This is a genomic window from Sphingomonas sp. GW821-FHT10F09, assembly GCF_058809195.1.
The window spans coordinates 196055-221832 of record NZ_JBXASI010000003.1; the positions used below are offsets into that span (position 1 = coordinate 196055).

The 25778-nt window shown below is 68.2% G+C and carries 30 protein-coding genes; 14 read left to right on the plus strand and 16 right to left on the minus strand.

Features of this window, described 5'->3' with window-relative positions; genetic code table 11:
• Window positions 1–3 precede the first annotated feature (3 nt).
• The 6 genes from AC1RTO_RS11520 to AC1RTO_RS11545 all read right to left on the minus strand — a co-directional run bounded on the left by AC1RTO_RS11520 (window position 4) and on the right by AC1RTO_RS11545 (window position 4300).
• Entirely contained in the window at window positions 4–1518 is a 1515-nt protein-coding gene (locus AC1RTO_RS11520) for a M56 family metallopeptidase (protein WP_493160988.1), read from the minus strand.
• Window positions 1515–1883 (minus strand): BlaI/MecI/CopY family transcriptional regulator, encoded by a 369-nt coding sequence (locus AC1RTO_RS11525; protein ID WP_293872853.1) that lies wholly within the window; start codon window positions 1881–1883, stop codon window positions 1515–1517. The genes AC1RTO_RS11520 and AC1RTO_RS11525 overlap by 4 nt, the downstream gene beginning before the upstream one ends.
• Before the next feature lie 258 nt (window positions 1884–2141).
• Complete coding sequence (locus AC1RTO_RS11530; RefSeq protein ID WP_493160989.1) at window positions 2142–3389, minus strand: glycosyltransferase; 1248 nt, start codon at window positions 3387–3389, stop codon at window positions 2142–2144.
• Window positions 3390–3402: 13 nt separating this feature from the next.
• A complete protein-coding gene (gene grxD / locus AC1RTO_RS11535) occupies window positions 3403–3729 on the minus strand; it encodes a Grx4 family monothiol glutaredoxin (protein ID WP_493160990.1) in 327 nt (108 codons plus the stop codon).
• Between the two features lie 11 nt (window positions 3730–3740).
• Window positions 3741–3971, minus strand: coding sequence for a BolA family protein (locus AC1RTO_RS11540; RefSeq protein ID WP_262829454.1), 231 nt, complete (start codon window positions 3969–3971; stop codon window positions 3741–3743).
• A 5-nt stretch (window positions 3972–3976) separates the two neighbouring features.
• Entirely contained in the window at window positions 3977–4300 is a 324-nt protein-coding gene (locus tag AC1RTO_RS11545) for a DUF1476 domain-containing protein (RefSeq protein ID WP_493160991.1), read from the minus strand.
• 186 nt (window positions 4301–4486) lie between these two features.
• Between AC1RTO_RS11545 and AC1RTO_RS11550 the strand changes: the two genes are divergently transcribed.
• The gene (locus AC1RTO_RS11550; protein WP_493160992.1) at window positions 4487–4630 is read left to right on the plus strand and encodes a hypothetical protein; all 144 of its coding nucleotides are present in this window, start codon (window positions 4487–4489) and stop codon (window positions 4628–4630) included.
• A gap of 5 nt (window positions 4631–4635) precedes the next feature.
• Here the strand turns inward: AC1RTO_RS11550 and AC1RTO_RS11555 are convergent, their stop codons facing one another.
• The 9 genes from AC1RTO_RS11555 to AC1RTO_RS11595 form a co-directional block, all read right to left on the minus strand.
• A complete protein-coding gene (locus AC1RTO_RS11555; protein ID WP_493160993.1) occupies window positions 4636–5634 on the minus strand; it encodes an NADPH:quinone oxidoreductase family protein in 999 nt (332 codons plus the stop codon).
• Window positions 5597–6226, minus strand: a complete 630-nt coding sequence (leuD, locus tag AC1RTO_RS11560) for a 3-isopropylmalate dehydratase small subunit (RefSeq protein ID WP_493160994.1) — start codon at window positions 6224–6226, stop codon at window positions 5597–5599. The genes AC1RTO_RS11555 and leuD overlap by 38 nt, the downstream gene beginning before the upstream one ends.
• A gap of 103 nt (window positions 6227–6329) precedes the next feature.
• Window positions 6330–7769 carry a 3-isopropylmalate dehydratase large subunit gene (leuC, locus tag AC1RTO_RS11565; RefSeq protein ID WP_493160995.1) on the minus strand — a complete coding sequence of 480 codons (1440 nt, stop codon included), beginning with the start codon at window positions 7767–7769 and terminating at the stop codon, window positions 6330–6332.
• A 100-nt stretch (window positions 7770–7869) separates the two neighbouring features.
• Window positions 7870–8505, minus strand: coding sequence for a 3-oxoacid CoA-transferase subunit B (locus AC1RTO_RS11570; RefSeq protein ID WP_493160996.1), 636 nt, complete (start codon window positions 8503–8505; stop codon window positions 7870–7872).
• A 1-nt stretch (window position 8506) separates the two neighbouring features.
• Window positions 8507–9460 carry an HAD family acid phosphatase gene (locus tag AC1RTO_RS11575; RefSeq protein WP_493160997.1) on the minus strand — a complete coding sequence of 318 codons (954 nt, stop codon included), beginning with the start codon at window positions 9458–9460 and terminating at the stop codon, window positions 8507–8509.
• A complete protein-coding gene (locus tag AC1RTO_RS11580) occupies window positions 9457–10170 on the minus strand; it encodes a CoA transferase subunit A (RefSeq protein ID WP_493160998.1) in 714 nt (237 codons plus the stop codon). Before AC1RTO_RS11580 ends, AC1RTO_RS11575 begins: the two co-directional genes overlap by 4 nt.
• Window positions 10171–10343: 173 nt before the next feature.
• Window positions 10344–13001: a pyruvate, phosphate dikinase gene (gene ppdK, locus AC1RTO_RS11585; RefSeq protein ID WP_493160999.1), complete on the minus strand. Its 2658-nt coding sequence runs from the start codon at window positions 12999–13001 to the stop codon at window positions 10344–10346.
• Window positions 13002–13088: 87 nt separating this feature from the next.
• Window positions 13089–15551, minus strand: a complete 2463-nt coding sequence (gene glyS, locus AC1RTO_RS11590; protein ID WP_493161000.1) for a glycine--tRNA ligase subunit beta — start codon at window positions 15549–15551, stop codon at window positions 13089–13091.
• Window positions 15552–15723: 172 nt separating this feature from the next.
• Window positions 15724–16593, minus strand: coding sequence for a glycine--tRNA ligase subunit alpha (locus AC1RTO_RS11595; protein ID WP_493161001.1), 870 nt, complete (start codon window positions 16591–16593; stop codon window positions 15724–15726).
• 96 nt (window positions 16594–16689) lie between these two features.
• Here AC1RTO_RS11595 and AC1RTO_RS11600 point away from each other — a divergent pair, with 96 nt between their 5' ends.
• The 9 genes from AC1RTO_RS11600 to AC1RTO_RS11640 all read left to right on the plus strand — a co-directional run bounded on the left by AC1RTO_RS11600 (window position 16690) and on the right by AC1RTO_RS11640 (window position 21844).
• A complete protein-coding gene (locus tag AC1RTO_RS11600) occupies window positions 16690–17604 on the plus strand; it encodes a TraB/GumN family protein (protein ID WP_493161002.1) in 915 nt (304 codons plus the stop codon).
• A gap of 133 nt (window positions 17605–17737) precedes the next feature.
• Window positions 17738–18406, plus strand: coding sequence for a 50S ribosomal protein L25/general stress protein Ctc (locus tag AC1RTO_RS11605; protein ID WP_293872887.1), 669 nt, complete (start codon window positions 17738–17740; stop codon window positions 18404–18406).
• Window positions 18407–18500: 94 nt separating this feature from the next.
• A complete protein-coding gene (pth, locus tag AC1RTO_RS11610; RefSeq protein ID WP_493161003.1) occupies window positions 18501–19070 on the plus strand; it encodes an aminoacyl-tRNA hydrolase in 570 nt (189 codons plus the stop codon).
• Window positions 19067–19669, plus strand: coding sequence for a TIGR02466 family protein (locus AC1RTO_RS11615; RefSeq protein WP_493161004.1), 603 nt, complete (start codon window positions 19067–19069; stop codon window positions 19667–19669). Before pth ends, AC1RTO_RS11615 begins: the two co-directional genes overlap by 4 nt.
• Window positions 19670–19725: 56 nt before the next feature.
• Window positions 19726–20043: a 5'-nucleotidase gene (locus AC1RTO_RS11620; RefSeq protein WP_493161005.1), complete on the plus strand. Its 318-nt coding sequence runs from the start codon at window positions 19726–19728 to the stop codon at window positions 20041–20043.
• Between the two features lie 43 nt (window positions 20044–20086).
• Complete coding sequence (locus AC1RTO_RS11625; protein WP_493161006.1) at window positions 20087–20230, plus strand: hypothetical protein; 144 nt, start codon at window positions 20087–20089, stop codon at window positions 20228–20230.
• A gap of 85 nt (window positions 20231–20315) precedes the next feature.
• Window positions 20316–20621, plus strand: coding sequence for a glycine zipper 2TM domain-containing protein (locus tag AC1RTO_RS11630; RefSeq protein ID WP_493161007.1), 306 nt, complete (start codon window positions 20316–20318; stop codon window positions 20619–20621).
• Window positions 20622–20718: 97 nt separating this feature from the next.
• On the plus strand, window positions 20719–21144 hold the full coding sequence (locus tag AC1RTO_RS11635) for an OsmC family protein (RefSeq protein ID WP_493161008.1): 426 nt from the start codon (window positions 20719–20721) through the stop codon (window positions 21142–21144).
• A gap of 109 nt (window positions 21145–21253) precedes the next feature.
• Window positions 21254–21844 carry a glycine zipper 2TM domain-containing protein gene (locus tag AC1RTO_RS11640; protein ID WP_493161009.1) on the plus strand — a complete coding sequence of 197 codons (591 nt, stop codon included), beginning with the start codon at window positions 21254–21256 and terminating at the stop codon, window positions 21842–21844.
• Between the two features lie 56 nt (window positions 21845–21900).
• On the opposite strand, the gene AC1RTO_RS11645 is transcribed toward AC1RTO_RS11640, so the two are convergent.
• The gene (locus AC1RTO_RS11645) at window positions 21901–22122 is read right to left on the minus strand and encodes a hypothetical protein (protein WP_493161010.1); all 222 of its coding nucleotides are present in this window, start codon (window positions 22120–22122) and stop codon (window positions 21901–21903) included.
• A 109-nt stretch (window positions 22123–22231) separates the two neighbouring features.
• Between AC1RTO_RS11645 and AC1RTO_RS11650 the strand changes: the two genes are divergently transcribed.
• The 4 genes from AC1RTO_RS11650 (at window position 22232) to AC1RTO_RS11665 (ending at window position 25778) form a co-directional block, all read left to right on the plus strand.
• Window positions 22232–22945: a hypothetical protein gene (locus AC1RTO_RS11650; protein ID WP_493161011.1), complete on the plus strand. Its 714-nt coding sequence runs from the start codon at window positions 22232–22234 to the stop codon at window positions 22943–22945.
• Between the two features lie 239 nt (window positions 22946–23184).
• Entirely contained in the window at window positions 23185–24204 is a 1020-nt protein-coding gene (locus AC1RTO_RS11655) for an extracellular catalytic domain type 1 short-chain-length polyhydroxyalkanoate depolymerase (protein WP_493161012.1), read from the plus strand.
• Window positions 24205–24261: 57 nt separating this feature from the next.
• Window positions 24262–24645 (plus strand): fluoride efflux transporter CrcB, encoded by a 384-nt coding sequence (gene crcB, locus AC1RTO_RS11660; protein WP_493161013.1) that lies wholly within the window; start codon window positions 24262–24264, stop codon window positions 24643–24645.
• On the plus strand, window positions 24642–25778 hold the full coding sequence (locus tag AC1RTO_RS11665; RefSeq protein ID WP_493161014.1) for an RluA family pseudouridine synthase: 1137 nt from the start codon (window positions 24642–24644) through the stop codon (window positions 25776–25778). Before crcB ends, AC1RTO_RS11665 begins: the two co-directional genes overlap by 4 nt.

Genomic DNA, 25778 nt, shown 5'->3' on the forward strand with positions numbered 1-25778 from the left:
GCTTCAGTCCTTGTCGGGCGAGGCCATTTCGGTGCGCAGTTCGTCGAGCGCCGCGTCCATCTCGGCGAGCACCTCCTTGCGGTCGGCATCGGCGATGTCGCGGTTGGCGGCGATGCTGGCGCGCGTCGCCTGCACGCTGGCGAGCGCGCTCGTCATCGCGGTGCGGCGGATCTTCTCGGCGTCGACGACGGCGAATTTGCTCGCGGACACCATCCCCTCGATCCGGTTGGCGCAGATCACCATGGTCCGCTTCTCGCCCTTGACCGCATGGACCACGATCTCCTTCGGGCCGCCGTCCCGGCCGTTGGTGCAATCGCGCTCGGTGACCTCCGGCGCCATCTTCAGCGAGCGGTCGACCATCTGCTGGATCGCATGGTCGTCGAACGTGCCGTCGGACGCGGAGGTATAGGTGCTGACCTTGCCGTCCTTGCCGACGCGGTTGACGACGATGCGCTTGGCCGGGGCGGCGGCGGGCGGCTGCGGCGCTTCGGGCGGGCGGGACGCGTCCACCGGTGCCGGCGGCGCGGCGGGGGCGGGCGGCGCCGGCGGCGCGGACTGAAGATCGACGCCCAAGGTATTGCCGACCTTGCCGGTCAGCGCGGCGGCGGCGCTGGTGCCGGATGCGGTCAGGCCGAGGCCGGCGAGGACGAGCGTGGAGACGAGCGCGCCTCCCGTGGCGAGGCGGCGGCGCGAGCGCGGCGAGGTGGACAGCATGCGGATTCTCCCTTTCAGATCGTCGATGGTGTGAAGGTGGCAGGCGGCGGACACCGCCCCGCCGTGCGCCGCCTTGACGATGGCGCAGGCATAAGCGTGGCGGTCGATGGTCGAGCGGCCGGCGAGCACGCGGGCGTCGTTGGCCAGCTCCTGATCGGCGCGGAAGGCGCGGAAGGCGCGCCAGGCGACGGGGTTGAACCAGTGGATCGCCAGCACCGCGAGTGCGATCCAGTTGGCGATCAGGTCGCCGCGCTGGTGGTGGCCGATTTCATGTTCGAGCGCGAGTTCGCGTTCGTCGGCATCGTAGCGGTCGGCGAAATCGAGCGGGAAGGCGACGTAGCGGCGCAGCACCCCGAACGCGAGCGGCCCGGTCGCGACATGGCTGGCGATGACATGCACCCCCCTCACCTGCTCGATCGCCGCGGCGGAGCCGAGCAGGCGGCGGCAAAAGCGGGTGTGGCTGGTCAGATGCCAGAACAGGAAGGCGAGCGCACCCACCGCCCATAGGCCGCCGACGACCAGCGCGATCGACGGCACGGACGGGGCGGCCACCGCAGCCACAGCGCCGCCGCCGCCATCGACGACGAAGACGGTGATCGTCTCGCCGACGCCGGAGATCGGCGTCACCGCCGCCTGCCGCCACGCATCGGGTAGCGGCGGGAGTGCCAGTCGCAGCACCGGCAGCGCCCATAACGCATAGGCCACCTGCGGCCCGAAGGCGTTGCGGACCGGGCGACGCGCCAGCAGGACGAGCAGCATCAACAGGGTGGAGGCGATCAGCGCCTCGATCAGCCACCCGGTCATTGTTTGAGGTCCTTCAGCAGGGCCTCGATCTCGGCAATGTCCTGCGCGGTGAGTTCGTCGCGCTCGGCAAGGTGCGCGACCAGCGGCGTGAGCTTGCCGCCGAACAGGCGGTCGATCAGCCGCTTCGACTCGCCCGACACATAGTCGCCGCGTGCGACGAGCGGGTGGTAGAGGTAGCGACGACCGTCCTCCTGATGCGCGATCGCCGCCTTGGCGAGCAGCCGCCCGAGCAGCGTCTTGACCGTATTGGCGCTCCACCCCTTGGCGGGATCGACGCGCTCGGCGACGTCCTGCGCGGTGAGCGGCGCCTCGTCCCACAGCACCTCCATCACCGCATGTTCGGCATCGCTGATTCGTTCTGCCATGGTCGACTCCTCCACTAACTACGGCTGTAATCGCTTCGATTACGCCTGTAGTCAAGAGCGGCATGCTCGGCTGTCGGGTTGCTTTACAAGTGAGGCACCGGCCGGGAGGGCGTTAACCACGGCAACGTCGGCCATCCGCGGCTTGCACGAACTGGCACACGATCTGCATCGTGTCGGGCAGCCGAGCGTTTCGACGCTTCAGCAGGGTGGGCCTGCCGCTATCTTCCGAGTCTCGCGCAGCCCACCCGCACCCGGCCTTCAGCCGGCGGCGGCCATCCGCACCGACGATCCAGACGCGCCCCGCAACGCGGCATGCGCCAGCGCCTCGGGATAGATCGTTCCGAACAGATGGTCGAAGGTGCGCATCCAGCTGAAATGCCGCTCGACGTGCGCCCGTGCCGCGGCGCTGGTCTCGGCGAGGTCGCCCCGCCACAATCGCTCGACGTTCGCCGCCATCGCCTCGACGTCGTCGACGGGGCCGAGCAGCCCCAGTCCAGCGGGCACCCGCGCCGGCATCGCGCCGCTGGCGACGCCGACCACCGGCAGCCCCGCCGCCTGCGCCTCGATGATCGAGATGCCGAACGTCTCGTCCGCCATCGCCGAGACGTACAGGTCCGCCGACGCAAGCGCCCGCGCGAGCGCCGCGCGATCGGCCTCGAAGCCGGTGAAGGCGATGGGCAGATCGGCCGCTTCGCGCTGCAGTTGCGCGCGCAGCTTGCCGTCGCCGATCATCACCAACGCCGCGCCGAGATCGCGCGGCAGGTGTCGCATCATCGCGACCAGCCGGTCGGCACGCTTCTCATTGTCGATCCTGCCCGCATAGACGAGCAACGGTCCTGTCCCCGGCAGGCCGTGGCGACGGCGATAGTCGGGATCGCGCTGCGCGGGATGGAAGAGCGCGGTATCGACGCCGAGCGGCAGCACCCCGGTCCGCGTGATGCCGCGGCGGCGCAGCGTCTCGCGCGCGGCCTCGCCCAGCGTATAGACGTGGTCGAACTCGCGATAAGTGATCTCGGTATAGCCGAGGCTGAGCCAGTAGAAGAGCTTGCCCGCCGGCCCGAACAGCGAGCGCGCGACCCGTTCGACATGCGCATTGGGAAAGTCGGTACGATAGCCCGCGACCAGCGCGGTGGCCGGAAACGCGCGGCGGTGCTGGATCGCGGTCCAGGGCAGCACCCAGGGGCAGAGCGATTCGATCACGTCGGGGCGATAGTCGGCGAGCAGCCGGCGCACGGCGGCGACGCGCAGGATGAAGCGATAATGGGGGCTGCCGCGCACCGGATCCGCCGCCACCTCCGCAAGAATATGGCGGCCGTTCACCGTCACCCGATCTTCGGGGCCCGGCACGATCTGCAACAGGTGATGCGGCGTATGCGACAGCACATGGTCGCGCTTTTCGCGCAGATAGGTGCTGATTCCGCCGCCACCGGTCGGCGAATAGCTTTGGGTCAGGTCGCAGACGAGCAACGGGCGCCCCGCATGCGGCGCGCCCCGATCGACCAGCATAGCCGGCGGTCGCTCAGCCGGCCGCGGTTTCGCCCTTCAACAGCGTCGCCAGCTCGCCGCTTTCGTACATCTCCATCATGATGTCCGATCCGCCGACGAATTCGCCGTTGGCATAGAGCTGCGGGATCGTCGGCCAGTCCGAATAGGCCTTGATGCCCTGACGGATGCCCTGATCCTGCAGCACGTCGACGCTCTCGTAATCGACGTTCAGATGATCGAGGATCGCGACGGCGCGGCTGGAGAAGCCGCATTGCGGGAACAGCGGGCTGCCCTTCATGAACAGCACCACCGGGTTGCTCTTCACGACGGCATCGATGCGGGCGTGGGTGTCATCGGTCATGGTCATCATCCTCAAGCGGCTGCGGTCTTCAGTTGCAGCGCATGCAATTCGCCGCCCATGCGATGCCCTAGCGCCGCATAGACAGCCTGGTGTTGCTTGCGGAGCGGCAGCCCCGCGAAACTCGCCGACACGACGCGTGCGGCATAATGATCGCCATCGCCGGCCAGATCGGTGATCTCGACCTCTGCATCGGGGATCGCGGCGCGAATCAGGGCGGCGATATCGTCGGCGGCCATCGGCATCCGTCCTACTCCGACTGCATCAGCTGACGACGCGCCTCGATCGCCTTTTCGGCGAGCGCGCGGCGGACGACCGCATCGTCGATGTCGATCCCGGCGGCGGTGAGGTCGCTGAACAGTTTGCGCATCACGTCCTCGTCACCCGCTTCCTCAAAATCCGCCTGGACGACTGCCTTGGCGTAGGCATCGGTTTCCTCGGGCGTCAGCCCCATCTGCTGCGCGGCCCATTGACCGAGCAGGCGGTTGCGACGCGCGGTGACGCGAAACGCCATCTCCTCCTCGCGCGCCATATGGTTTTCCTCGGCCTGTCCGCGATCGTCAAAACTGGTCATGGCCCACTCACCCCCGGGGTTATGCTCCCCGTCACATAGGTGCCGCCCCGCAGCCGTGCAACGTGTGCGCCGCCCCGGCACGTTTTCCCGAAATGGGTATGTCGACATTCGACTCTATGGAACTTTTGGTCATGCCGTGAGATGGTAAATCGAGGCACCAATCAATGGCGCCCGAGGAGAAGGACGATGCTGAAGCCCCATGCCACCATCGGCTATGACGCCGGACACGCGGACGGCCGCGCGCCGCCACTCGCCGGGATCCTGATGGGCACGGCGATCTCGCTGTTGCTATGGGCGATGATAGCCGTGCTGTTCCTCGCGATGCGCTGACCGGGTCAGCCGACCTCCACCACCAGTTTGCCGATGGCGGCGCGCGCCGCCATCCGTGCGATCGCGTCGCCGCCGCGCTCGAAGGCGAAGGTTTCGGTGACGCGGGGTGCAATCCGCCCCTGCTTCCAGAGACCGAACAGCTCCTCGACATGCGCGGCATTGGCCTGCGGATCGCGGGCCGCGAACGCCCCCCAGAAGACGCCGCAGACGTCGCAGCTCTTGAGCAACGTCAGGTTGAGCGGCAGCTTCGGAATGCCGGCCGGGAAGCCGACGACCAGATAGCGCCCCTCCCATGCGATCGACCGCAACGCCGGCTCGGCATAATCGCCGCCGACCGGATCGTAGATCACATCGAACCCGCCGCGACCGCCCGCCGCCTTGAACTGCTCGGCCAGCGCCTTCGACTGGTCCTTGTCGAACGGCGCGCGTCCGTAGATCAGCGTCTCGTCGGCACCGGCCGCCTTGGCCGCTGCCGCTTTCTCGTCGGACGACACCGCGGCGACGACGCGCGCGCCATAGGCCTTGCCGAGTTCGATCGCCGCCAGCCCGACGCCGCCCGCGGCCCCAAGTACGAGCAGCGACTGCCCCGCCTGCAACCGGCCCCGGTCGAGCAAGGCGTGGATCGTGGTGCCGTAGGTCAGGATCAGCGCGGCGCCCTCGGCGAAGCTGCGCTCCTCGGGTAGGCGGTACAGGCGTTGGGATTCGGTCGCGATCTTCGTCGCAAGGCCGCCATGGCCGATCACGCCCATCACCCGGTCGCCGGCCTGCCAGTCGGTGACGCCCTCGCCCACCGCCTCGATGACACCGGCGATCTCGCCGCCCGGCGCGAACGGGCGCGGCGGCTTGAACTGATATCGGTCCTCGATGATGAGGACGTCGGGATAGTTGATCGCGCACGCCTTGACCGCGATCAGCACCTGCCCCGCGGCAGGCTGCGGATCGGGCAGCTCGGTCAATTCCAGAGTGTCAGGTCCGCCCGACGCCGTCGACAGCAATGCCCGCATATCCGCTCCTGCTCGCGATCCAGGGGCGGTGTTGATCCACCGCGCCTTCGAAATTCGAAATCGCGGTATCCTTTGCCATCGTCAGGCCGATCTCGTCCAGCCCCTGCATCAGGCATTGGCGGCGGAAGGCGTCGAGTTCGAAGGCGAAGCGGTCCTGATACGGGGTGGTCACCGTCATCGTCTCGAGGTCGACGGTGACGGGCTGGTCCTTCGCTACCTCGACGAGCCGGTCTACCGCCGCCTGCGGCAGCACGACGGGGACGATGCCGTTCTTGAAGGCATTGCCCGAGAAGATGTCGGAGAAGCTCGGCGCGATAACAGCGCGCACGCCCATGTCGGCGAGCGCCCAGGCGGCATGTTCGCGGCTCGACCCGCAGCCGAAATTGTCGCCCGCGATCAGGATCGGCGCACCGGCATAGCGCGGATCGTCGAAGACGTTGCCCGGCTGCGCGCGTACCGTCTCGAACGCCCCGCGCGACAGGCCGGTGCGCGTGATCGTCTTCAGCCAATGCGCCGGGATGATGATGTCGGTGTCGATATTCTTGGCGCCCCAGGGATAGGCGACGCCACTGACGGTCGTGACCGGCTGCATCAGCGCTGCGTCTTCACCGGATGCGCGAGGACGCGCGCGCCCGCGACATAGGCGGCGACGCCGCTCATCATCGCGCCGGCCACCAGCAGGACAAGGACCTTCTTCACAGCTTTGCTCCCATCAGATCGCGCACGTCGGCGAGACGCCCGGTCACCGCCGCGGCGGCGGCCATCGCCGGCGACAACAGGTGTGTGCGCGCGCCAGGCCCTTGTCGACCCACGAAGTTCCGGTTCGACGTGGACGCGCACCGCTCCCCCGCAGGCACCTTGTCGGGGTTCATCGCCAGACACATCGAACAGCCCGGCTCACGCCATTCGAAGCCGGCGGACAGGAACACGCGGTCGAGCCCCTCCGCCTCGGCCTGCCGCTTTACCAGACCCGATCCCGGCACCACCATCGCGCGCACGCCGTCGGCCACATGCCGCCCGTCGGCGACCGCGGCGGCGGCACGCAGATCCTCGATCCGGCTGTTGGTGCAGCTGCCGATGAAGACATGCTGGACCGACACGTCCTGCATCGCCGTGCCCGGCGTCAGCCCCATGTAATCGAGGCTGCGCTGCGCCGCGGCGCGCTTCGACGGATCGGCGAAGCTGTCCGGCGCCGGCACCACGCCGGTGATGGGCACCACATCCTCGGGGCTCGTCCCCCAGGTCAGCGCCGGGGCGATGTCGGTCGCATCGAGCCGCACGACCTTGTCATAGGTCGCGGCCGGATCGGTCGCGAGGCTGCGCCACCACGCGACGGCCTTGTCCCACGCCTCACCCTGCGGCGCCATCGGGCGGCCCTTCAAATAGGCGAAGGTCCGATCGTCCGGGGCGACGAGGCCGGCGCGCGCACCGCCCTCGATCGACATGTTGGCAACGGTCATCCGCCCCTCGATCGACATGTTGCGGATCACGTCGCCGGTATATTCGATGACATGACCGGTGCCGCCCGCCGCGCCGATCCGGCCCATGATCGCGAGGATCACGTCCTTCGGACTGACGCCGAAGCCGAGCGTGCCGTCGACGCGCACCTCCATCGTCTTCGACTGGCTGAGCAGCAGCGTCTGCGTCGCGAGGACATGCTCGACCTCGCTGGTGCCGATGCCAAAGGCGAGCGCGCCCAGCGCGCCATGCGTCGAGGTGTGACTGTCACCGCAGACCAGCGTCGTACCGGGCAGCGTGAAGCCCAGTTCCGGCCCGACGACATGGACGATGCCCTGCTCCGCGGCGGTCGCATCGATATAGTCGATGCCGAATTCGCTGGTGTTGCGGCGGAGCGCGTCGAGCTGCTGTGCGCTTTCCGGATCGGCGATCGGCAGCAGCCGTCCGGCGGCATCGACGCGCGGCGTCGTCGGCAGATTGTGGTCGGGCACGGCGAGCGTCAGTTCGGGCCGGCGGACGCGGCGGCCGGCGACGCGCAACCCCTCGAACGCCTGCGGACTGGTCACCTCATGGACGAGGTGGCGGTCGATATAGATGAGGCAGGTGCCGTCGTCGCGCCGTTCGACGACGTGCGCCGCCCAGATCTTCTCGTATAATGTTTGCGGTCGGGTAGCCATGATGCGGGCGCGTTAACCGAAAGCTGCGCGAAGGTCGAGCCGGAGTGGCGGATAATTGCTTCGCCGTGCCCAAGCGTTGCTGCGCGCGGAGGCGACGGCCCTAGCTGTCGTAGGCTGCCGTCGTCTTCGCCGCGACCTCGTCCGCGGTCACGCCCGGCGCCAGCTCCACCAGCCGGAACGCCGAACCGTGATCCGGCCGCCGGAACACCGCGAGATCGGTGACGATCATGTCGACGACGTTCTTCCCCGTCAGCGGCAGCGAACAGGCGGGGATGAATTTCGGGCTGCCGTCCTTGGCATTGTGGTCCATCACCACGATGATCTGCTTGACCCCGGCAACGAGGTCCATCGCCCCGCCCATCCCCTTTATCATCTTGCCGGGAATCATCCAGTTGGCGATGTCGCCGCCCTCGCTGACCTCCATCGCGCCCAGCACGGTCAGGTCGATATGCCCGCCGCGGATCATCGCGAAGCTCTGCTCGCTGCCGAAATAGGCGCTCTGCGGCAGTTCGCTGATCGTCTGCTTGCCGGCGTTGATGAGGTCGGGGTCGACCTCGTCGTCATAGGGGAACGGGCCGATGCCGAGCATGCCGTTTTCCGACTGCAGCGTCACCGTCATCCCCGCGGGGATGTTGTTGGCGACCAGCGTTGGAATGCCGATCCCGAGATTGACGTAATAGCCGTCCCGCAATTCTTGTGCGGCGCGCGCGGCCATCTGGTTGCGATCCCACGCCATGCTATTTCTCTCCTTGCGTGTCGGTCCAGCGCTTGCCGGCCGGGAACACCTCGTCGAACCCGCCCTTCAGCGCCGATCCGTAGACGGGGTTGGGCAGCACGAACCAGCCGTTGCCCCACAATGCCGCGACCGCGCCGCCGTCGGCGATGCGGCGGCGGTCGGCCGCGGACGGCAATGCGTTGAACAGGTCGCTGAAATCGCCGAGCTGGTCGCCGCCCATCGCGACGACGCAATAGCGCTGGGCGATCGCGGTGCGGCGCGCGTCCTTGCCGCTGGCGCCGTCGCGCAGGAACAGGTCGGTGCCCGGCACGAAGTCGCCCAGCCCGGCGGCCTTCAGCCCCGCGACCGTGCCGGCCGCGTTGGCGGCGTTGCGGTTGCTGTTGATGATGACCGCGATACTGGCGGCGCGCAGCGCGGCGAAGGCCTCGACCGCGCCGGGGACGGGCGCGACCGCCGCGGCGCCGGTCCGCTCCCAGCGGGACCATTGCGCCGCATCGAAGGGCGCGGCCGGGTCGCGCGCGGCCAGCGCCTCCACCCCGAGGTTGAGCACGACGGTTTCGTCCGCATCGAACACCGCGGCACGCGGCTTGCCGGCGCAGCTCTCCCATTGCGGGGCGGCGAGCGTCGATCCCGGTTTCAGCACGACGCCGTCGCCGGCGGCGCGGCGATAGGTCGCATAGTTCACCAGCGCGCGGAACGCCTGCCGGCTGAGCGCCGCGGCCTCGCCCGATCCGTAGAGATACTGGAATTGCGGCGGTACCGGCGCCCCCGCCACGGCAGCCGCGCCACCACCGGGCGGCGGCAGCGCCTTCAGCCCGGTGATCCGCACGACCTTGCCGTCGGCGGTATAGGTCTGCCCCGGGGCCGGCAACGTCGCCACGCGCGGCCGACGCGTCGGGCCGCACGCCGCGAGGGTCGCCGCGCCCGCGAGGATCAGGACGGTGTGCCGCATCACGCCTCGGCCTGCTCCCGCGCGCGGACGGTACGGAATTCGATCTTCTTGTCGTAAGGTGCGCCGACGATCATCCGCTTCACATAGATGCCCGGCAGGTGGATCGCGTCGGGATCGAGACTGCCGACCGGCACCACCTCCTCGACCTCGGCGATGCAGACCCTCCCCGCGGTCGCCATCGGCTGGTTGAAGTTGCGCGCGGTCTTGCGGAAGATGAGGTTGCCGCTCTCGTCCGCCTTCCACCCCTTGATGATGCTGATGTCGGAGCGGATGCCGCGTTCGAGGATATAATCCTCGCCGTCGAAGCTCTTCACCTCCTTGCCCTCGGCCACCAACGTGCCGACGCCGGTCTTCGTATAGAAGCCGGGGATGCCCGCGCCACCGGCCCGGCAGCGTTCGGCGAGCGTCCCCTGCGGGCAGAATTCCACCTCCAGCTCGCCGGACAGATACTGGCGCTCGAACTCCTTGTTCTCGCCGACATAACTGGAGATCATCTTCCTGACCTGGCGCGTGCGCAACAGCTTGCCGAGCCCCTCGCCGTCGACGCCGGCATTGTTGCTGGCGATGGTCAGATCCCGGACACCCGACGCCTGGATCGCGTCGATCAGCCGTTCGGGGATACCGCACAGGCCGAACCCGCCCGCGCAAATCGTCATGCCGTCGTGCAGCAGGCCGTCGAGCGCGGCCGCGGCATCGGGATAGAGCTTCTTCATCGCCCGTCACTCTCCTGTCGTTGCCGCGGCGATAGCGGGGCCGTCGCCGTAGCGTCAATCGTGCGCTCGCCCCCCTCCCTCTCGGGCAGGAGCGGAGGTGGGGCCGGATCGCCGTATCGCGAGCACGCCACCCACCCCCGGCCCCTCCCTTGAAGGGAGGGGAGGAAGAAGGGTTACTTCAACGCGGCCTGCGCCGCCGCCAGACGCGCGATCGGAACGCGATAGGGACTGGCCGAGACGTAATCGAGCCCGACCTTTTCGCAGAAGGCGATGCTCGCCGGGTCGCCGCCATGTTCGCCGCAGATGCCGAGCTTGATATCCGGCCGGGTCTTGCGCCCGCGTTCCGCCGCCATCTCGATCAGCTCGCCGACGCCCTCGACGTCGATGCTGACGAACGGGTCCTTGGCGTAGATGCCCTGTTCGACATAGGCGCCCAGGAAGCGCGCCGCATCGTCGCGGCTGACGCCCAGCGTCGTCTGGGTCAGGTCGTTGGTGCCGAACGAGAAGAACTCGCCCGTCTCGGCGATCTCGCCCGCCTTCAGCGCGGCGCGTGGCAGTTCGATCATCGTGCCGACCAGATATTCGATCGTCTTGCCACGTTCGGCGAACACCGCCTGCGCCGCCTTGTCGACGACGATCTTCATCAGGTCGAGCTCGCGCTTGGTCGCGACCAGCGGGATCATCACTTCCGGGATCGGCGCCTTGCCCGATTTCTCCGCGACGTCGAGCGCCGCCTCGAAGATCGCGCGCGCCTGCGTCTCGTAGATCTCCGGATAGGTCACGCCCAGCCGGCAGCCGCGATGGCCGAGCATCGGGTTGAATTCGTGGAGCTCGGCGGCGCGGCGCTTGAGCACCTCGATATCGATCCCCGCCGCCGCGGCGACCTCGGCGAACTCATTCTCCTCGTGCGGCAGGAATTCGTGCAGCGGCGGATCGAGCAGCCGCACCGTCACCGGCAGGCCCGCCATCACCTCGAAGATCGCGGTGAAGTCGCTGCGCTGCGCCGGCAGCAGCCGCTCCAGCGCGGTGCGGCGACCCGCCTCGTCGGTGGCGAGGATCATCTGGCGCACCGCGGTGATGCGATCGGCCTCGAAGAACATATGCTCGGTGCGGCACAGCCCGACGCCCTCCGCGCCGAAATCGCGCGCGGTCTGGCAGTCGAGCGGCGTTTCGGCATTGGCGCGTACCTTCAGGCGGCGCACCCCGTCGGCCCATTCCATCAGCGTGCCGAAATCGCCCGCCAGTTCCGGCTGGACGGTCGCGACCTCGCCGAACATGACCTCGCCGCTGGCGCCGTCGATGGTGATCGTGTCGCCTTCGCGGATCTCTCGCCCGGCGACCTTCATCACCTTGTCCTTGGCCGAGATCGACAGCGATCCGGCACCGGAAACGCAGGGGCGGCCCATACCGCGCGCCACCACGGCGGCGTGGCTGGTCATGCCGCCGCGCGCGGTCAGGATGCCCTGCGCCGCGTGCATGCCGTGGATATCCTCCGGGCTGGTTTCGACGCGGACGAGGATGACCTTGTCGCCCGCCGCCTTGCGCTTTTCCGCGGTATCGGCGTCGAACACGACGGTGCCGGACGCGGCGCCGGGCGAGGCCGGCAGCCCCTTGGCGATCACGTCGCGCGGCGCATCGGGGTCGAGCGTCGGGTGGAGCAGCTGGTCGAGCGCCATCGGATCGACGCGCAGGATCGCTTCCTCACGCGTGATGAGCCCCTCGCTCGCCATGTCGACCGCGATCTTGAGCGCCGCCTTGGCGGTGCGCTTGCCCGAGCGGGTCTGGAGCATCCAGAGCTTGGTCTGTTCGACCGTGAACTCGATGTCCTGCATGTCGCGATAATGCGTCTCGAGCCGGTCGAACACCGCCGCCAGCTCGGCATAGACCTCGGGCATCGCCTCTTCCATCGAGGCGGGCTTGGCGCCGGCTTCCTCGCGGGCGATCTTGGTCAGATATTGCGGGGTGCGAATGCCGGCGACGACGTCCTCGCCCTGCGCGTTGATGAGGAATTCGCCATAATAGGCGCGGTCGCCCTTGGCGGGATCGCGAGTGAAGGCGACGCCGGTCGCCGACGTCTCGCCCATGTTGCCGAAGACCATCGCCTGGACGTTGACCGCGGTGCCCCAGTCGGCGGGAATGTCGTTGAGCCGGCGATAGACCTTCGCCCGCTCCGACTGCCACGATCCGAACACCGCGCCGACCGCACCCCAGAGCTGGTCGTGCACGTCCTGCGGGAAGGGCTTGCCCCATTCCTTCTCGACCAGCGACTTGTATTCGGCGACCAGCGCCTTGAGATCGCCGGCGGTCAGCTCGGTATCGAGCGTGAAGCCATTGTCCTCCTTGGCGATTTCCAGCGCTTCCTCGAACGCGCCGTGATCGAGTTCGAGCACGACGTCGGCGTACATCTGGATGAAGCGGCGATAGCTGTCCCAGGCGAAGCGTTCGTCGCCGGATTTGGCGGCCAGCCCCTCGACCGTCGCATCGTTGAGGCCGAGGTTGAGGACGGTGTCCATCATACCCGGCATCGACACGCGCGCACCGGAGCGGACCGACACCAGCAGCGGGTTGGCGGGATCGCCGAACGTCTTGCCGGTGATCCCCTCGATATGCGTGATCCCCGCGGCGACCTCGTCACGCAGCGACTGGGGGAATTTCTCCCCGTCCTCGTAATAGCGCGTGCACATCGCGGTGCTGATGGTGAAGCCCGGCGGCACCGGCAGGCCGATCGACGCCATTTCGGCAAGGTTCGATCCCTTGCCGCCGAGCAGATTCTTATCGCCCTTTCCGCCGTCCGAAACGCCGCCACCGAAACGGTACACGTATTGGGTCATCGCTGGTCCTTGAGCTACGTTGGATGCCTGTCCCGGGGAGGAGAGAAAGCATGGTCACGTCTGGTCGGCGGAAGGCGGGGGTATGCGCTACCCCTCGATTTTGGAGAAGTCGGCCACGGCATGCACCGCCGCCCGCACCCGCGCCAGCAGCGCCAGCCGCGCGGCGCGCTTGTCGGGATCGGGATCGTTGACGGTGACGTCGTCGAAGAACGCATCGATCGGTGCGCGCAGCGAGGCGAGCGCCGCCATCGCACCCTCGAAATCCTCGCGCGCGACCGCGGATGCGGCGGCGGGCTCGGCGGCGTCGAGCGCGGCGATGAGTGCAGCTTCGGCGGGTTCGGGGGTATAATTCCCTCTCCCATCGGGAGAGGGAGAGAGCGCCGAAGGCGCGGAAGGGTGAGGTTCGCCGAGCGTCTCGCCTTCGCCCTCACCCCGCGGCGCTGGCGCGCCTGCCCCCTCTCCCGCCGGGAGAGGGGTGTAGCCCTCCTTCTTCAGGATGTTGGCGGCGCGCTTGTAGCCGGCGAGCAGGTTCCGGCCGTCCTCGGTGGTGACGAAGGCTTGCAGCGCATGGACGCGGGCGAGCAGGCGGACGAGGTCGTCCTCGCCCCCCAGTGCGAACACCGCGTCGATCAGGTCGTGACGGACGCCGGCTTCGCGTTGCTGGACTTTGAGGCGATCGGCGAAAAAGGCAACACACGCCCATCCAATCGAACGACTTCGTTCGAAGCGAGCTTCATCGGCTTGCTCGTAACGTTCATCAGCTTGCTTTCTAAGCTGACTAAAAAATTCGATGGAAGCATCTCTCCCCGTTCGAATGAACTTGGAGATTTCTTTAAACGCATCTGCCGCCTGCAACTCTGGTCGGTCAATATGCCCAACCGGCGCTCGCCACGCTGCAAGCGCCAAGACTGGCATCAACTCCAGGCGCAAAGCGGCTTCTTGAACAAGCCTGATGATGCCAAGTGCCGCGCGACGTAATGCAAACGGATCTTTCGATCCCGTCGGCTTTTCATCAATCGCAAAAAATGCGGCAATCGTATCCAGCTTGTCCGCCAGCGACACCGCCACCGTGACCGGCGCGGTGGGTACGTCGTCGCCCTGCCCGACCGGCTTGTAGTGGTCGCGGATCGCGTCGGCGACCTCCTGCGGCTCGCCCTGCGCGGCGGCGTAATAGCCGCCCATCAGGCCCTGCAGCTCGGGGAATTCGCCGACCATGCCGGTGACGAGGTCCGCCTTGGCGAGGCGCGCGGCGCGTTCGGCCATGTCGGCGAGGGACATGCCCTCTCCCGTCGGGAGAGAGAGGGGCCCGCCCGGCGAAGCCGGGTGGGAGGGTGAGGATGACACGGGCGGCGTTTCGCGCTCACCCTCACCCCGCGGCGCTGACGCGCGTTGCTCCTCTCCCAGCGGGAGAGGGGACTTGACGATGCCTTCTTCGACCAGCCAGCGCGCCAGCTTCGCGACGCGGTCGACCTTGTCGGCGACCGTGCCCAGCTTCTCGTGGAAGACGATCTGTTCGAGCTTCGGCCGCAGGTCTTCGAGCCGGGTCTTGAGGTCCGTCTCGTAGAAGAAGCGCGCATCGCTCAGCCGCGCGGCGAGCACCTTGCGGTTGCCCTCGACGATCTTGGCGCCGCCGTCGGTCGCCTCGATGTTGGCGGTGCAGACGAAGGCGTTGGCGAGCGCGCCCTCCCCTTCTCCGGCAGCGTCGCGGCAGACGAAATACTTCTGGTTCACCCGCGCGGTCAGCTGGATCACCTCCGGCGGCACGGTCAGATAGTCCGCGTCGAAGCGGCCGAGCAGCGGCACCGGCCATTCGGTCAGGCCCGCATTCTCCGCGACCAGCCCTTCGTCCTCGACCAGCACGAGCCCGGCGTCGGCGGCCAGCGCGGCGGCGCGATCGCGGATCAGCGTGCGGCGTTCGTCCTGGTCGACGATGACGTGGCAGGCGCGCAGTTTCTCGACGTAATCCGCCGCCGACCCGATCGTGATCTGGCCCGGGTGATGGAAGCGATGCCCGAAGGTCGCAAATCCCGAACGGATGCCCGCGATCTCGACGTCGACCAGATCCTCGCCGAACAGCGCGATGATGCCGTGCAACGGCCGCACCCAGCGCAGGCTCTCGGTCGAGGCGGACGCGGCGCCCCAGCGCATCGACTTGGGCCAGGGAAAGGCGCGGATGATCGCCGGAATCGCCTCGGCCAGCACCGCCGTGGTGGCGCGGCCGGGCTTTTCGGTCACCGCGTAAAACACGCCGTCGCGTTCCGTCAGCGCGTCGCGGGTGAGCCCGGTCTTGCGCAGGAACCCGTCCAGCGCCTGCGGCGGGGCACTCGTCTTCGGCCCCTTCAGCTCTTCGGACACCGCCTGCGTCTCGACCGGCAGGTCGCGCGCGATCAGCACCAGCCGGCGCGGCGTCGCATAGGTGACCAGCGCCGCGGCGGCGAGGCCGGCCTTCGCCAGCTCGCCCGCGAACAGCCGCGCGAGATCGTCCCGCGCCTTGTCCTGCATGCGCGCGGGAATTTCTTCGGAGCGGAGTTCGAGAAGGAAGTCGGTCATCGGATGCTTGCCGCGCAGCGGCGTCCAGGAAGAAGATGAAGTTCACGCGAAGACACGAAGACGCGAAGAGAAGACAGTTGCAGGGATACGTTCACCCCGGGACGCGACAGCTTCGCGGCTTCGCGGCTTCGCGTGAACATATCGTCTGACCGCCTGACGGCGCCGAGAGCGCTCACGCCGCCCACCCGTTCTTCTCCATCCACGCGCCGCACGCGCCCTTGGCGAGGTCGCGGACGCGGCCGATATAGGCCTGCCGCTCCGCGACGGAGATGACGCCGCGCGCCTGCAACAGGTTGAAGGTGTGGCTGGCCTTGATCGCCTGTTCGTAGGCCGGGATCGGCAAGCCGGCGGCAAGGCTGTTCTCGCACTCCGCCGCCGCCTTCCTGAAGGCGTCGAACAGCGTCGCCGTGTCCGCGACCTCGAAATTCCACTTCGACATCTGCTTCTCGTTTTCGAGAAACACGTCGCCGTAGCTCACGCCGTTGTCGTTGAATTTGAGGTCGTAGACGTTGTCCACGTCCTGGATGTACATTGCCATCCGCTCGAGCCCGTAGGTCAGCTCACCCGCGACCGGCTTCATGTCGAAGCCGCCCATCTGCTGGAAATAGGTGAACTGCGTCACCTCCATGCCGTCGCACCAGACCTCCCAGCCGAGCCCCCAGGCGCCCAGCGTCGGCGATTCCCAATCGTCCTCGACGAAGCGGATGTCGTGGCGCGTCATGTCGACGCCGATCGCCGCGAGGCTGCCGAGATACAGCTCCTGCAGGTCGGGCGGCGAGGGCTTCAGGATCACCTGATACTGGTAATAATGCTGCAGCCGGTTGGGGTTCTCGCCGTAGCGCCCGTCGGTCGGGCGGCGGCACGGCTGGACGAAGGCGGCGTTCCACGTGTCCGGCCCGAGCGCGCGCAGCGTCGTCGCCGGATGGAAGGTGCCCGCGCCCATTTCCATGTCGTACGGCTGGAGGATCACGCAGCCCCGGTCACTCCAATAGTCATGGAGCGTGAGGATCATCTTCTGGAAGGAAAGCGGTGTGGCGGCCATTGCGCCTGCGGCTTTGGCGGATGAGGCGGCGTCTAGCAAGTGGTGCAGCGCGGCATTAGCTATGGGGCGAGCTTCACTTCAGGACACCGTTCCCGCATGATCCGAACCCTTGGCGCCGCGATATCGGCGATCGCGCTCAGCCTCGCGCTGCCGGCCTGCGCGCAGCAGCCCGCCACGCCCGCGCCCTCCCCGGCCGCGAACGATGCCGATCCCGCGCTGTGGGTGGTGAAGGACAAGGATACGACGGTCTATCTGTTCGGCACGATCCATGTGCTGAAACCCGGCCTGACCTGGTTCGACGAGGCGGTGAAGACCGCGTTCGACCGGTCGGACGAGGTGAAGCTGGAGATCGTGATGCCCGATCCCGCGACGATGCAGGGGCTGGTGCAGGCGACGGGCGTCGCTGCGCCGGGCACTCCGCCGCTGACCCAGCGCCTGCCCGAGGGCAAGCGCGCCGCCTTCACCAAGGCGGTGACCGACCTCGGCCTGCCCGCCAATGCGCTCGACCGGTACAAACCGTGGCTGGCGGCGACGCAGCTGTCGGTCGCGCCCTTGTCGAAGCTCGGCTACGACAGCACCAACGGGCCGGAGGAGGTCATCACCGCCGCGGCGAAACAGGCGAACAAGCCGCTGACGGGGCTGGAGACGCCGGAACAGCAGCTCGGCTTCTTCGGCAGCCTGTCGGACGCCGCGCAGTTGCAGTTCCTCGAAAGCACCGTCGACGAACTGCCAAAACTCGACAGCCAGATGGCCAACATGGTGGAGGATTGGGCGAAGGGCGACCCCGACGCGCTGGCACGCGAGATGAACGACGAGCTGAAGAGCTCGCCGGAGGTCGCCAAGGTATTGCTCACCGACCGCAACGCGCGCTGGGCGCAGTGGATCAAGCAGCGGATGGCGACTCCGGGAACCGTGTTCGTCGCGGTGGGTGCGGGGCATCTGGCCGGGCCGGATTCGGTGCAGGCCCATCTGGCGAAGCTGGGGGTCAAGGCGGAGCGGGTCCGATATTGAGGATGGTTGCCTGTGCGCGACGCCGAGTTGCTTTTCGCGCCCCCTTCCGCTAAGCGCCCCCGCTTCCGGCCATGGTCATCCCTGGAGGCGTGGCGCGGAAGCACATACAAGCACGTTTCGGAAGGTTATCTGCATGAGCGACACCATTACGCTCGCAGCCGAGACGCGCGACCGGGTTGGCAAGGGAGCCTCCCGGGCGCTGCGTCGTGACGGCCGCGTCCCCGCCGTGATCTACGGCCAGAACAAGGAACCGACCTCGATCCACCTCGAGGAAAAGGCGCTGATGAAGGCGCTGATGACCGGTCACTTCATGAATTCCGTCATCATGGTCTCCGGCGAGCGCACGCTGCCGAAGGACGTGACGTTCCACCCGGTCACCGATCGTCCGGTGCACGTCGACTTCCTGCGCATCGGTGAGCACACCGAAGTGACCGTGGCCGTCCCTGTCGTGTTCGCCGACGAAGACGAATGCCCCGGCATCAAGCGCGGCAACGGCGTGCTGAACGTCACCCGCCACGAGATCGAGCTGATCGTCGATGCCGCCGACATCCCCTCGGAGATCACGATCTCGCTGAAGGGTCGCGAGATCGGCGATTCGATCCACATCAGCGACGTGACGCTGCCAAAGGGCGCGAAGCCCGCGATCGACGACCGCGATTTCGCGATCGCCACGATCGTGCCGCCGACCGTCCCGACCGCGCAGGACGAGGCGCTCGAGGCCGAAGTCGCCGAGACGCAGGCTGCCGAGGCTGCGGCCGAAGCCGAAGCGACCGACGCCGGGGACGACGCCAAGGAGGGCTGATCCCCTTCGTCGAACCGTTGAAGGGGGCAGGGTGGCGCAAGCTCCCCTGCCCTTTTTCGTGTTATTCCGTCATTGGACGAAGGACCCAACCGCCATGCAGATCTGGGCCGGGCTCGGCAATCCGGGGCCGCAATATGCGCTGCACCGGCACAATGTCGGCTTCATGGCGCTCGACCTGATCGCCGACATGCACGGCTTCGCGCCGGTCAAAAAGCAGTTCCAGGGCTGGACGCAGGAGGGGCGGATCGGCAACCACAAGGTGCTGCTGCTCAAGCCCGCGACCTTCATGAACGAGAGCGGCCGCGCGATCGGCGAGGCGCTGCGCTTCTACAAGCTCGGCCCCGACGCGCTCACCGTCTTCCACGACGAACTCGATCTCGCGCCGTTCAAGGTGAAGGTGAAGCGCGGCGGCGGCACCGCCGGGCATAACGGACTGCGCTCGACCGACCAGCATCTGGGGCCGGAGTTCCGCCGCGTCCGGCTCGGTATCGGCCATCCCGGCCACAAGGACCGCGTCACCGGCTATGTGCTCGGCAATTACGCCAAGGCGGAGATGGACGACCTTGCCGGCATGCTCGGCGCGATCGGGGCGGAGGCGCCGTGGCTCGCCGCGGGCGACGACGTGCGGTTCATGAACGATGTCGCTATGAGGCTGGCGCCATGACGATCCGCACCCTGTTCGCCACCCGCTTCTACGAGGACGACCTCGGCGACGCCGCGCTGCTCGAGGAACTGGAGGATGCCTGCCTCGACCTCGCGCGGCAGGACCGCGCCGGCGTCGCCTGGTCGAAGGCCCACGGCTATCGCGGCTACACCTCCTACGCCTCGTTGAACGACCTGCCCGCGCGCGATCCGCGCTTCGCCGATCTGGTCCGCCTGCTCAACAAGCATGTCGCGCGCTTTGCCGAAGCGTGCGCGTTCGACCTCGGCGGGCGCAAGCTCAAGCTCGACAGCCTGTGGGTCAACGTCCTCAAGCCCGGCGGCACGCATTCGGGCCATATCCACCCGCACAGCGCGGTCAGCGGCACGATCTATGTCGCCACGCCCCCCGGCGCCGGCGCGCTGAAGCTGGAGGATCCGCGCCTGCCGATGATGATGGCCGCCCCCACCCGCCGCGCCGACGCGGGCGAGGATCACGCGACCTTCGTCTATGCCGAACCCAGGGCCGGCAGCGTCTTCCTGTGGGAAAGCTGGCTGCGACACGAAGTCGTCCCCAATGCCGCCAAGGGCGAACGGATCAGCATCAGCTTCAACTATCGCTGATCCGCCTTTCCCCCGCCGCAATCGCGCACCACGCTGAGCCATCGGGAGGCGATGCGATGCGGCTGGCGGTGATGATGGCGATGCAGGCGGTGGCCGGTCCGCCGGTTCCCGCCGAGTTGCGGCCAGTCCGGCCGACCCCGGTCGCGACGCCGTGCAACGAACCCGATGCGCAGGGCGACATCGTCGTCTGTGCCCGCGCCCGCGACACCGACCGCCTGCCGCAGATCGACCCCGATCGCTACGCCGGGCGACCGGTGCGCGCCGAAACCGGGCTGGCAGGCAAGGTGCGCATGTCGGCGGCGGCCGAACAGGGGACGTTGCCCAACGGCCAGAGCAGTCCACGCGCGATGCTGCATTTCAAACTGCCGTTCTGATCCGCAACCCGCCGTTCACGCGAACGACGTTACGACCGTCCTCATGCGTGTCACCAGATCCCAGATCGGCCTTGCCGCCGTCGTCCTGCTCGCTCCCGGCGGCTTCTTGTTGGGCGCGACGCTGGTCGCCAACCATTATCGCAAACGCCGCGCGCAGGCGGCGGTGGAACCACCGGTCGTTTCCTGAACGGAACGTTGTTTCAGGTTCATGCAACCCCGTTATGTTGACCGACGTTAGCACATCACAAGTTTCGAGAACGGGAGTGATTTTTATGCGTAAGTTGATGCTCGCCATGGGTTGCGCCGCGATGGTCCTGCCCGCCACCATGGTCGTGCCGGTGTCCGAGGCCGGTGCGCAGCGCTACAAGTATCGCGAGTGGCGCGACAATCGTGGCCGCGTCCGCTGCCGCAAGCCCGACGGCACGACCGGTGCCGTGGTCGGCGCGGTCGGCGGTGCCCTGCTCGGTCGCACGATCGATACCCGCGGCGACCGGACGGTCGGCACACTGGGCGGCGCGGTCGCCGGTGGCCTGCTCGGTCGCGAGATCGACCGCGGCGGCAAGCGCCGCTGCCGCTAAGCGGGCGGCCGTTTCGGTCGGAAAAGGGGCGTCGCGAGGCAACTCGCGGCGCCCCTTCTGCGTATGGGACCGGCAACCCTCAAGGAGTTATCGACACATGGTCACCCGCAGCGCTTCGGCGAGCTACGACGGCCTCGGCAAGGACGGCAAGGGCAAGATCACGACCCAGTCGGGCGTGCTCAGTGACAGCAACTACGGCTTCGGCACCCGTTTCGAGGATGGTCCCGGCACCAATCCCGAAGAGCTGATCGCGGCGGCGCATGCCGGTTGCTTCACGATGGCGCTCAGCTTCGCGCTTGCCGGTGCAGGCCATGCGCAGGGCAATCTCAAGACCGATGCCAAAGTGACGCTGGACAAGGACGGCGACGGCTTCACCATCACCAAGTCCGCGCTGACGCTGACCGGTCATGTCGAGGGCATCGATCAGGCGGAATTCGAACGCATCGCCAACGAAGCAAAGGCCGGCTGCCCGGTCTCCAAGGTCCTCAACTGCGACATCACGCTGGCGACCACCTTCGGCTGATCCGCCGGGACGGCCTGTCGGGGTGGTGAACGCGACGTAGTTTGCCGTTCACGCAACCCGGCGGGCCGTCCGCTGGTTCTGTGGGCACGTCCATCAAGGAGCCAGACCCATGCGTATCGCCTTCCTGTCAGCCGCACTTGCGGCGACGATCGTCTCGGCGATCCCCGCCGCCGCCCAGGACACCCGCCGCGAGGCGAACCGGGAGTATCGCGGCGAGGTGCGTGACGCCCGTCAGGATTATCGCCGCGACCTGCGCAACGCCGATTCGCGTCGCGACGTCCGCGATGCCCGCCGCGAATATCGCGACGAGGTCCGCGATGCCCGTCAGGACCGCCGCGGCGACCTGCGCGACATCCGTCAAGACCGCCGCGACGACTGGCGCCAGTATCGCAACTACGATTACAACCGCCTACCCCACGGCCAGCGCGCCTATTTCGCCGATCAATATTATCGCGACGGCCGCTATTACCAGACGCGCCGGCTCGGTCGTAACGACCGCATCTATCGCGGCAACAACGGGCGCTATTACTGCCGCCGCACCGATGGCACGACCGGCCTGATCGTCGGCGGCCTTGCTGGCGGCGCGCTCGGCAACGTCATCGCCGGCGGCGGTTCGCGCCTGCTCGGCACGCTGGTCGGCGCCGGCGGCGGCGCACTGCTCGGCCGGTCGATCGACCGCGGTCAGGTCACCTGTCGCTGATCCTCGACGAGGAATGACGAAGGGCCCGGTGGCGACACCGGGCCCTTTTCACGTCCTCAGATGATGCCGCCGCCCAGGCTGAGGCGGATCGCGAAGATCACGATCAGCACGAGGTTGAGGTTGCGACCGCCGTTCGACGACGACATCGCACCCAGCGCGGCGCCGACGATGCCGATCGGGATGACGAGCCAGTTCATCCAGCCGAGCAACGGAATGAAAGCGACGAGACCCAGCACCAGGGTGACGAGGCCGATCGCGATGGAAACGATATTGAGCATGGCGCCAACATGGCCGCTGTCTCGGCACGGGACAAGCGGCCATCGTGTGACGTTCGGTTAACCATCAACGCCGATGGCACCTTAACGGCGGCTGCGCCATGACCATCGCGTGACGACGAATCGTGCCTTTCTCCTGTCCGTCCTGCTGCTCGCCGCGTGCAGCAAGGAACCCGCATCGCAGCAGGATCTCGACAGCCTCGATCGGGAACTGACCGGATCGGGGACGGGCAACGCGCGCGATCCGGCGCTGACCGCGGCGCTGCACGACCAGATCATGGTCGATCCCGCGCTGACGCAGAGCGCCAACACCAATGTCGTGCGCCCGCCGAGCCGCCCCGACCCGCTGTCGGTGCCGGTCGACCCCGCGCGCGGCGGCGACGGCGTGCGCGCCGCGGATCTGAAGCCCGTCCCCGCCGCCGGCAAGGACTGCCCGGCCTGTCGCAAGGCCGATGGCGCGCTGACGCTGGGCGAGCTTGCGACACGCCAGTCGGGCAACGGCGGCTGCGCGCAGCGCGTGACCTATTCTGCCGGCTGGGCCAACCGTCTGCCCGCCGAGGTACCGCTCTATCCCGACGCACGCGTCCGCGAGGCCGCCGGCAACGACGCCTGCGGGCTGCGCGTCGTCAGCTTCACCAGCGCCGCGCCGGTCGGTCGCATCCTCGACTGGTACAATGCCCGCGTCAGCCGCGCCGGCTATTCCGCCGAGCATCAGGCGTCGGGCGCGCAGCACATATTGGGCGGCACGCGCGGCGATGCCGCCTATGTCGTCTATGCGACCGCCAACTCCGACGGCGGCAGCGACGTCGACCTGCTGGTCCGCTGACCTGACCTTCCGCGGCCATCCGGCGCGCGGGTAAGGCAACACTCCTGCCGCAGATCAAGGCGATCATCGCTTGCGATCTTTCGCCACTGCCCCATATTGTGCAGCGCAGCATCAATACGTCTGCCGGCGATCCTGCCCTTACGCGGAGTGCGCGCATGCGACGTTTGTCCGACACCATCGGCCGGTTGGCCGCCGCGCGGGGCGTTCCCCCGTCGGCCCGGGCCCCAGGCCCGGACCGGTTGTCCGACCTCGACGGCTTCGGCCGCAACCCCGGCAATCTGCGCGCGCGCCTGTACGTGCCCTCTTCCGTCCGTCCGCGGCCGGCGCTGGTCGTCGTCCTTCACGGCTGCACGCAGAATGCCGCCGGCTACGACCTGGGCGCAGGCTGGTCGCGGCTCGCGGACGAACAGGGGTTCGTCCTCCTGTTTCCGGAACAGAAGAGCGCCAACAATCCCAATCGCTGCTTCAACTGGTTCGCCCCCGAAGACGTCAGCCGCGACCATGGCGAGGCGCAGTCGATCCACGAGATGATCGCCGCGATCCGCGACGATCACGATATCGATCCCGACAGGATTTTCATCAACGGCCTGTCCGCCGGCGGCGCCATGACCGCGGTGATGCTGGCGACCTATCCCGAGCTGTTCGCCGGCGGCGCGATCATCGGCGGCCTGCCCTATGGCACCGCGATGGGCGTCGTGCAGGCGCTCGACCGGATGCGCGGCCACGGCATGCCCGACGATGCCGCGCTCGGCGCGCTCGCGCGCGACGCGTCGCGCCATGACGGCCGCTGGCCGACGCTGTCGGTGTGGCACGGCGATTCGGATGTGACGGTGCAGGATGCGAATGCAGAAGCGATCCTGGCCCAGTGGCGCGCGCTGCACGGTGTCGCCGACGTGCCGGCATCGCGCAGCGCCACCGGCGATCACGTGCATCGCACGTGGCAGGACGCCGCGGGCCGGACCGTGATCGAGGATCACCGCATCGCCGGCATGGGCCATGGCACGCCGATCGCGACGCGCGGGGCAGAGGCGGGCGGCACCGCCGGCGCATTCATGCTCGACGTCGGCATTTCCTCGACGCGGCGGATCGCCGCCTTCTGGGGCATCGCGCCCGCCCCCGTGGCGACCGGCACGTCCGCCTCCACCGCCGCGCCCCGCGAGCCGCAGCGCCTGAGGCCCGAACCGACACCCCGGCGCGAGGCGACCGGCGTCGCCGCGATCATCGACGATGCGCTGCGGGCCGCCGGCCTGGTCCGCTGACGCGGCGGCGTGCGGCCTGCATTCCCCTGACGCCGTTCTTGCTTTAGGGCGAGCGGCATGCCTCTTGTCTTTGTCATGGTCGGCGGTGCCCTGGGTAGCGGTGCACGCTATCTCACCGGCCGCGCCGCGCTTTCGCTGTTCGGACCGAACTTTCCCTACGGCACCCTCGCCGTCAACCTGATCGGCGGGCTGCTGATGGGCGCGCTGGCCGGCAGCCTGGCGCGTGTCGCCGGGTCGGGCGAGGCGTGGCGGCTGTTCGCCGGCGTCGGCGTGCTCGGCGGCTTCACCACCTTTTCCGCGTTCAGCCTCGACGTCGTCACCCTGATTGAACGCGGCGCACCCGGCACCGCGCTGTTCTACGCCTTGCTATCCGTGACCGGATCGGTGCTGGCACTGTTCGCCGGGCTGGCGATGACCCGCACCGGAGGCACGCTGGCATGAGCGACGATAGCAAGGCGATCCGGGATCAGGGCATCCGCCAGTTCAACGTCGGCTATGACGACGACGGCATCCGGCTCGATCGCTGGTTCAAGCGGCATCTGCCCGACACCAGCTTCACCACCGTCGCGAAATGGGCGCGCACCGGCCAGCTTCGCGTCGACGGATCGCGCGCCACGCCGGGCGACCGGATCAAGGCCGGCCAGACGCTGCGCGTGCCGCCGCCCGAACCCGAGATCAAGGACGAGGCCGGCGTCGTCGTCGCCAAGCCGAAGCGCGAACGCGCGCCGCTGAGCGAGGACCAGACCGCTTTCGCGCGCGAGATGGTGATGCACAAGGACCTGCAGGCGCTCGTCCTCAACAAGCCGCCCGGCCTCGCCACCCAGGGCGGCACCAAGACGATCGATCACGTCGACGGCCTGCTCGACGCGCTGCAATATGATGCCGAAGGGCGACCGAAGCTCGTCCACCGCCTCGACAAGGACACGTCGGGCGCATTGCTCGTCGCCCGTACCAGCCGCGCCGCCGCGTTCTTCGCCAAGGCCTTCTCCGGCCGCACCGCGCGCAAGATCTATTGGGCGCTGATCGTCGACGTCCCCTCGATCGAGGATGGCGTCATCGACCTGCCGATCGGCAAGCAGCCCGGCACCGGCGGCGAGAAGATGCATGTCGACGAGGAGAACGGCTCGCCCGCGCGCACCCGCTATCGCGTCATCGAACGCGCCGGCAACCGGTGCGCCTGGGTCGAGTTGCAGCCGTTCACCGGCCGTACGCATCAGCTGCGCGTCCATATGGCGGCGATCGGCCATCCGATCGTCGGCGACGGCAAATATGGCGGCGCGGCGGCATTCCTGACCGGCGGGATCAGCCGCAAGATGCACCTGCACGCGCGCCGCATCCGCGTCGACCATCCCGACGGCGGCAGCATCGACGAAACCGCAAGCCTGCCGACGCACTTCGCCGAGAGCCTCGCCACCCTCGGCTTCGACGAGGCGAAGGGCGATGCGATGCCGTTCGAGGAAGCCAAGAAGGGGCCGCCGCCCAAGGCCGTGCTCAAGCAGCGCGCCAAGGCGCATGCCAAGTCGATGCGCAAGGAGCATCGCGGCGAGCGGCGCCGGCGCGGCGCCAAGGACTGA

Bases quoted from the DNA above. Each gene is read 5' to 3' on its own strand.
- AC1RTO_RS11595 (WP_493161001.1), bottom strand. From the start codon at position 16,593: ATGGCCGCCACACCGCTTTCCTTCCAGAAGATGATCCTCACGCTCCAT.
- AC1RTO_RS11615 (WP_493161004.1), top strand. From the start codon at position 19,067: ATGACGATCCGCACCCTGTTCGCCACCCGCTTCTACGAGGACGACCTC.
- AC1RTO_RS11630 (WP_493161007.1), top strand. From the start codon at position 20,316: ATGCGTAAGTTGATGCTCGCCATGGGTTGCGCCGCGATGGTCCTGCCC.
- AC1RTO_RS11625 (WP_493161006.1), top strand. From the start codon at position 20,087: ATGCGTGTCACCAGATCCCAGATCGGCCTTGCCGCCGTCGTCCTGCTC.
- AC1RTO_RS11580 (WP_493160998.1), bottom strand. From the start codon at position 10,170: ATGAAGAAGCTCTATCCCGATGCCGCGGCCGCGCTCGACGGCCTGCTG.
- grxD (WP_493160990.1), bottom strand. From the start codon at position 3,729: ATGACCGATGACACCCACGCCCGCATCGATGCCGTCGTGAAGAGCAAC.
- crcB (WP_493161013.1), top strand. From the start codon at position 24,262: ATGCCTCTTGTCTTTGTCATGGTCGGCGGTGCCCTGGGTAGCGGTGCA.
- AC1RTO_RS11530 (WP_493160989.1), bottom strand. From the start codon at position 3,389: ATGCTGGTCGATCGGGGCGCGCCGCATGCGGGGCGCCCGTTGCTCGTC.
- AC1RTO_RS11620 (WP_493161005.1), top strand. From the start codon at position 19,726: ATGCGGCTGGCGGTGATGATGGCGATGCAGGCGGTGGCCGGTCCGCCG.
- glyS (WP_493161000.1), bottom strand. From the start codon at position 15,551: ATGACCGACTTCCTTCTCGAACTCCGCTCCGAAGAAATTCCCGCGCGC.
- AC1RTO_RS11555 (WP_493160993.1), bottom strand. From the start codon at position 5,634: ATGCGGGCATTGCTGTCGACGGCGTCGGGCGGACCTGACACTCTGGAA.
- AC1RTO_RS11665 (WP_493161014.1), top strand. From the start codon at position 24,642: ATGAGCGACGATAGCAAGGCGATCCGGGATCAGGGCATCCGCCAGTTC.
- AC1RTO_RS11520 (WP_493160988.1), bottom strand. From the start codon at position 1,518: ATGACCGGGTGGCTGATCGAGGCGCTGATCGCCTCCACCCTGTTGATG.
- AC1RTO_RS11550 (WP_493160992.1), top strand. From the start codon at position 4,487: ATGCTGAAGCCCCATGCCACCATCGGCTATGACGCCGGACACGCGGAC.
- AC1RTO_RS11525 (WP_293872853.1), bottom strand. From the start codon at position 1,883: ATGGCAGAACGAATCAGCGATGCCGAACATGCGGTGATGGAGGTGCTG.
- ppdK (WP_493160999.1), bottom strand. From the start codon at position 13,001: ATGACCCAATACGTGTACCGTTTCGGTGGCGGCGTTTCGGACGGCGGA.
- pth (WP_493161003.1), top strand. From the start codon at position 18,501: ATGCAGATCTGGGCCGGGCTCGGCAATCCGGGGCCGCAATATGCGCTG.
- leuC (WP_493160995.1), bottom strand. From the start codon at position 7,769: ATGGCTACCCGACCGCAAACATTATACGAGAAGATCTGGGCGGCGCAC.
- AC1RTO_RS11645 (WP_493161010.1), bottom strand. From the start codon at position 22,122: ATGCTCAATATCGTTTCCATCGCGATCGGCCTCGTCACCCTGGTGCTG.
- AC1RTO_RS11540 (WP_262829454.1), bottom strand. From the start codon at position 3,971: ATGCCGATGGCCGCCGACGATATCGCCGCCCTGATTCGCGCCGCGATC.
- AC1RTO_RS11605 (WP_293872887.1), top strand. From the start codon at position 17,738: ATGAGCGACACCATTACGCTCGCAGCCGAGACGCGCGACCGGGTTGGC.
- AC1RTO_RS11640 (WP_493161009.1), top strand. From the start codon at position 21,254: ATGCGTATCGCCTTCCTGTCAGCCGCACTTGCGGCGACGATCGTCTCG.
- AC1RTO_RS11635 (WP_493161008.1), top strand. From the start codon at position 20,719: ATGGTCACCCGCAGCGCTTCGGCGAGCTACGACGGCCTCGGCAAGGAC.
- AC1RTO_RS11600 (WP_493161002.1), top strand. From the start codon at position 16,690: ATGATCCGAACCCTTGGCGCCGCGATATCGGCGATCGCGCTCAGCCTC.
- AC1RTO_RS11570 (WP_493160996.1), bottom strand. From the start codon at position 8,505: ATGGCGTGGGATCGCAACCAGATGGCCGCGCGCGCCGCACAAGAATTG.
- AC1RTO_RS11545 (WP_493160991.1), bottom strand. From the start codon at position 4,300: ATGACCAGTTTTGACGATCGCGGACAGGCCGAGGAAAACCATATGGCG.
- leuD (WP_493160994.1), bottom strand. From the start codon at position 6,226: ATGCAGCCGGTCACGACCGTCAGTGGCGTCGCCTATCCCTGGGGCGCC.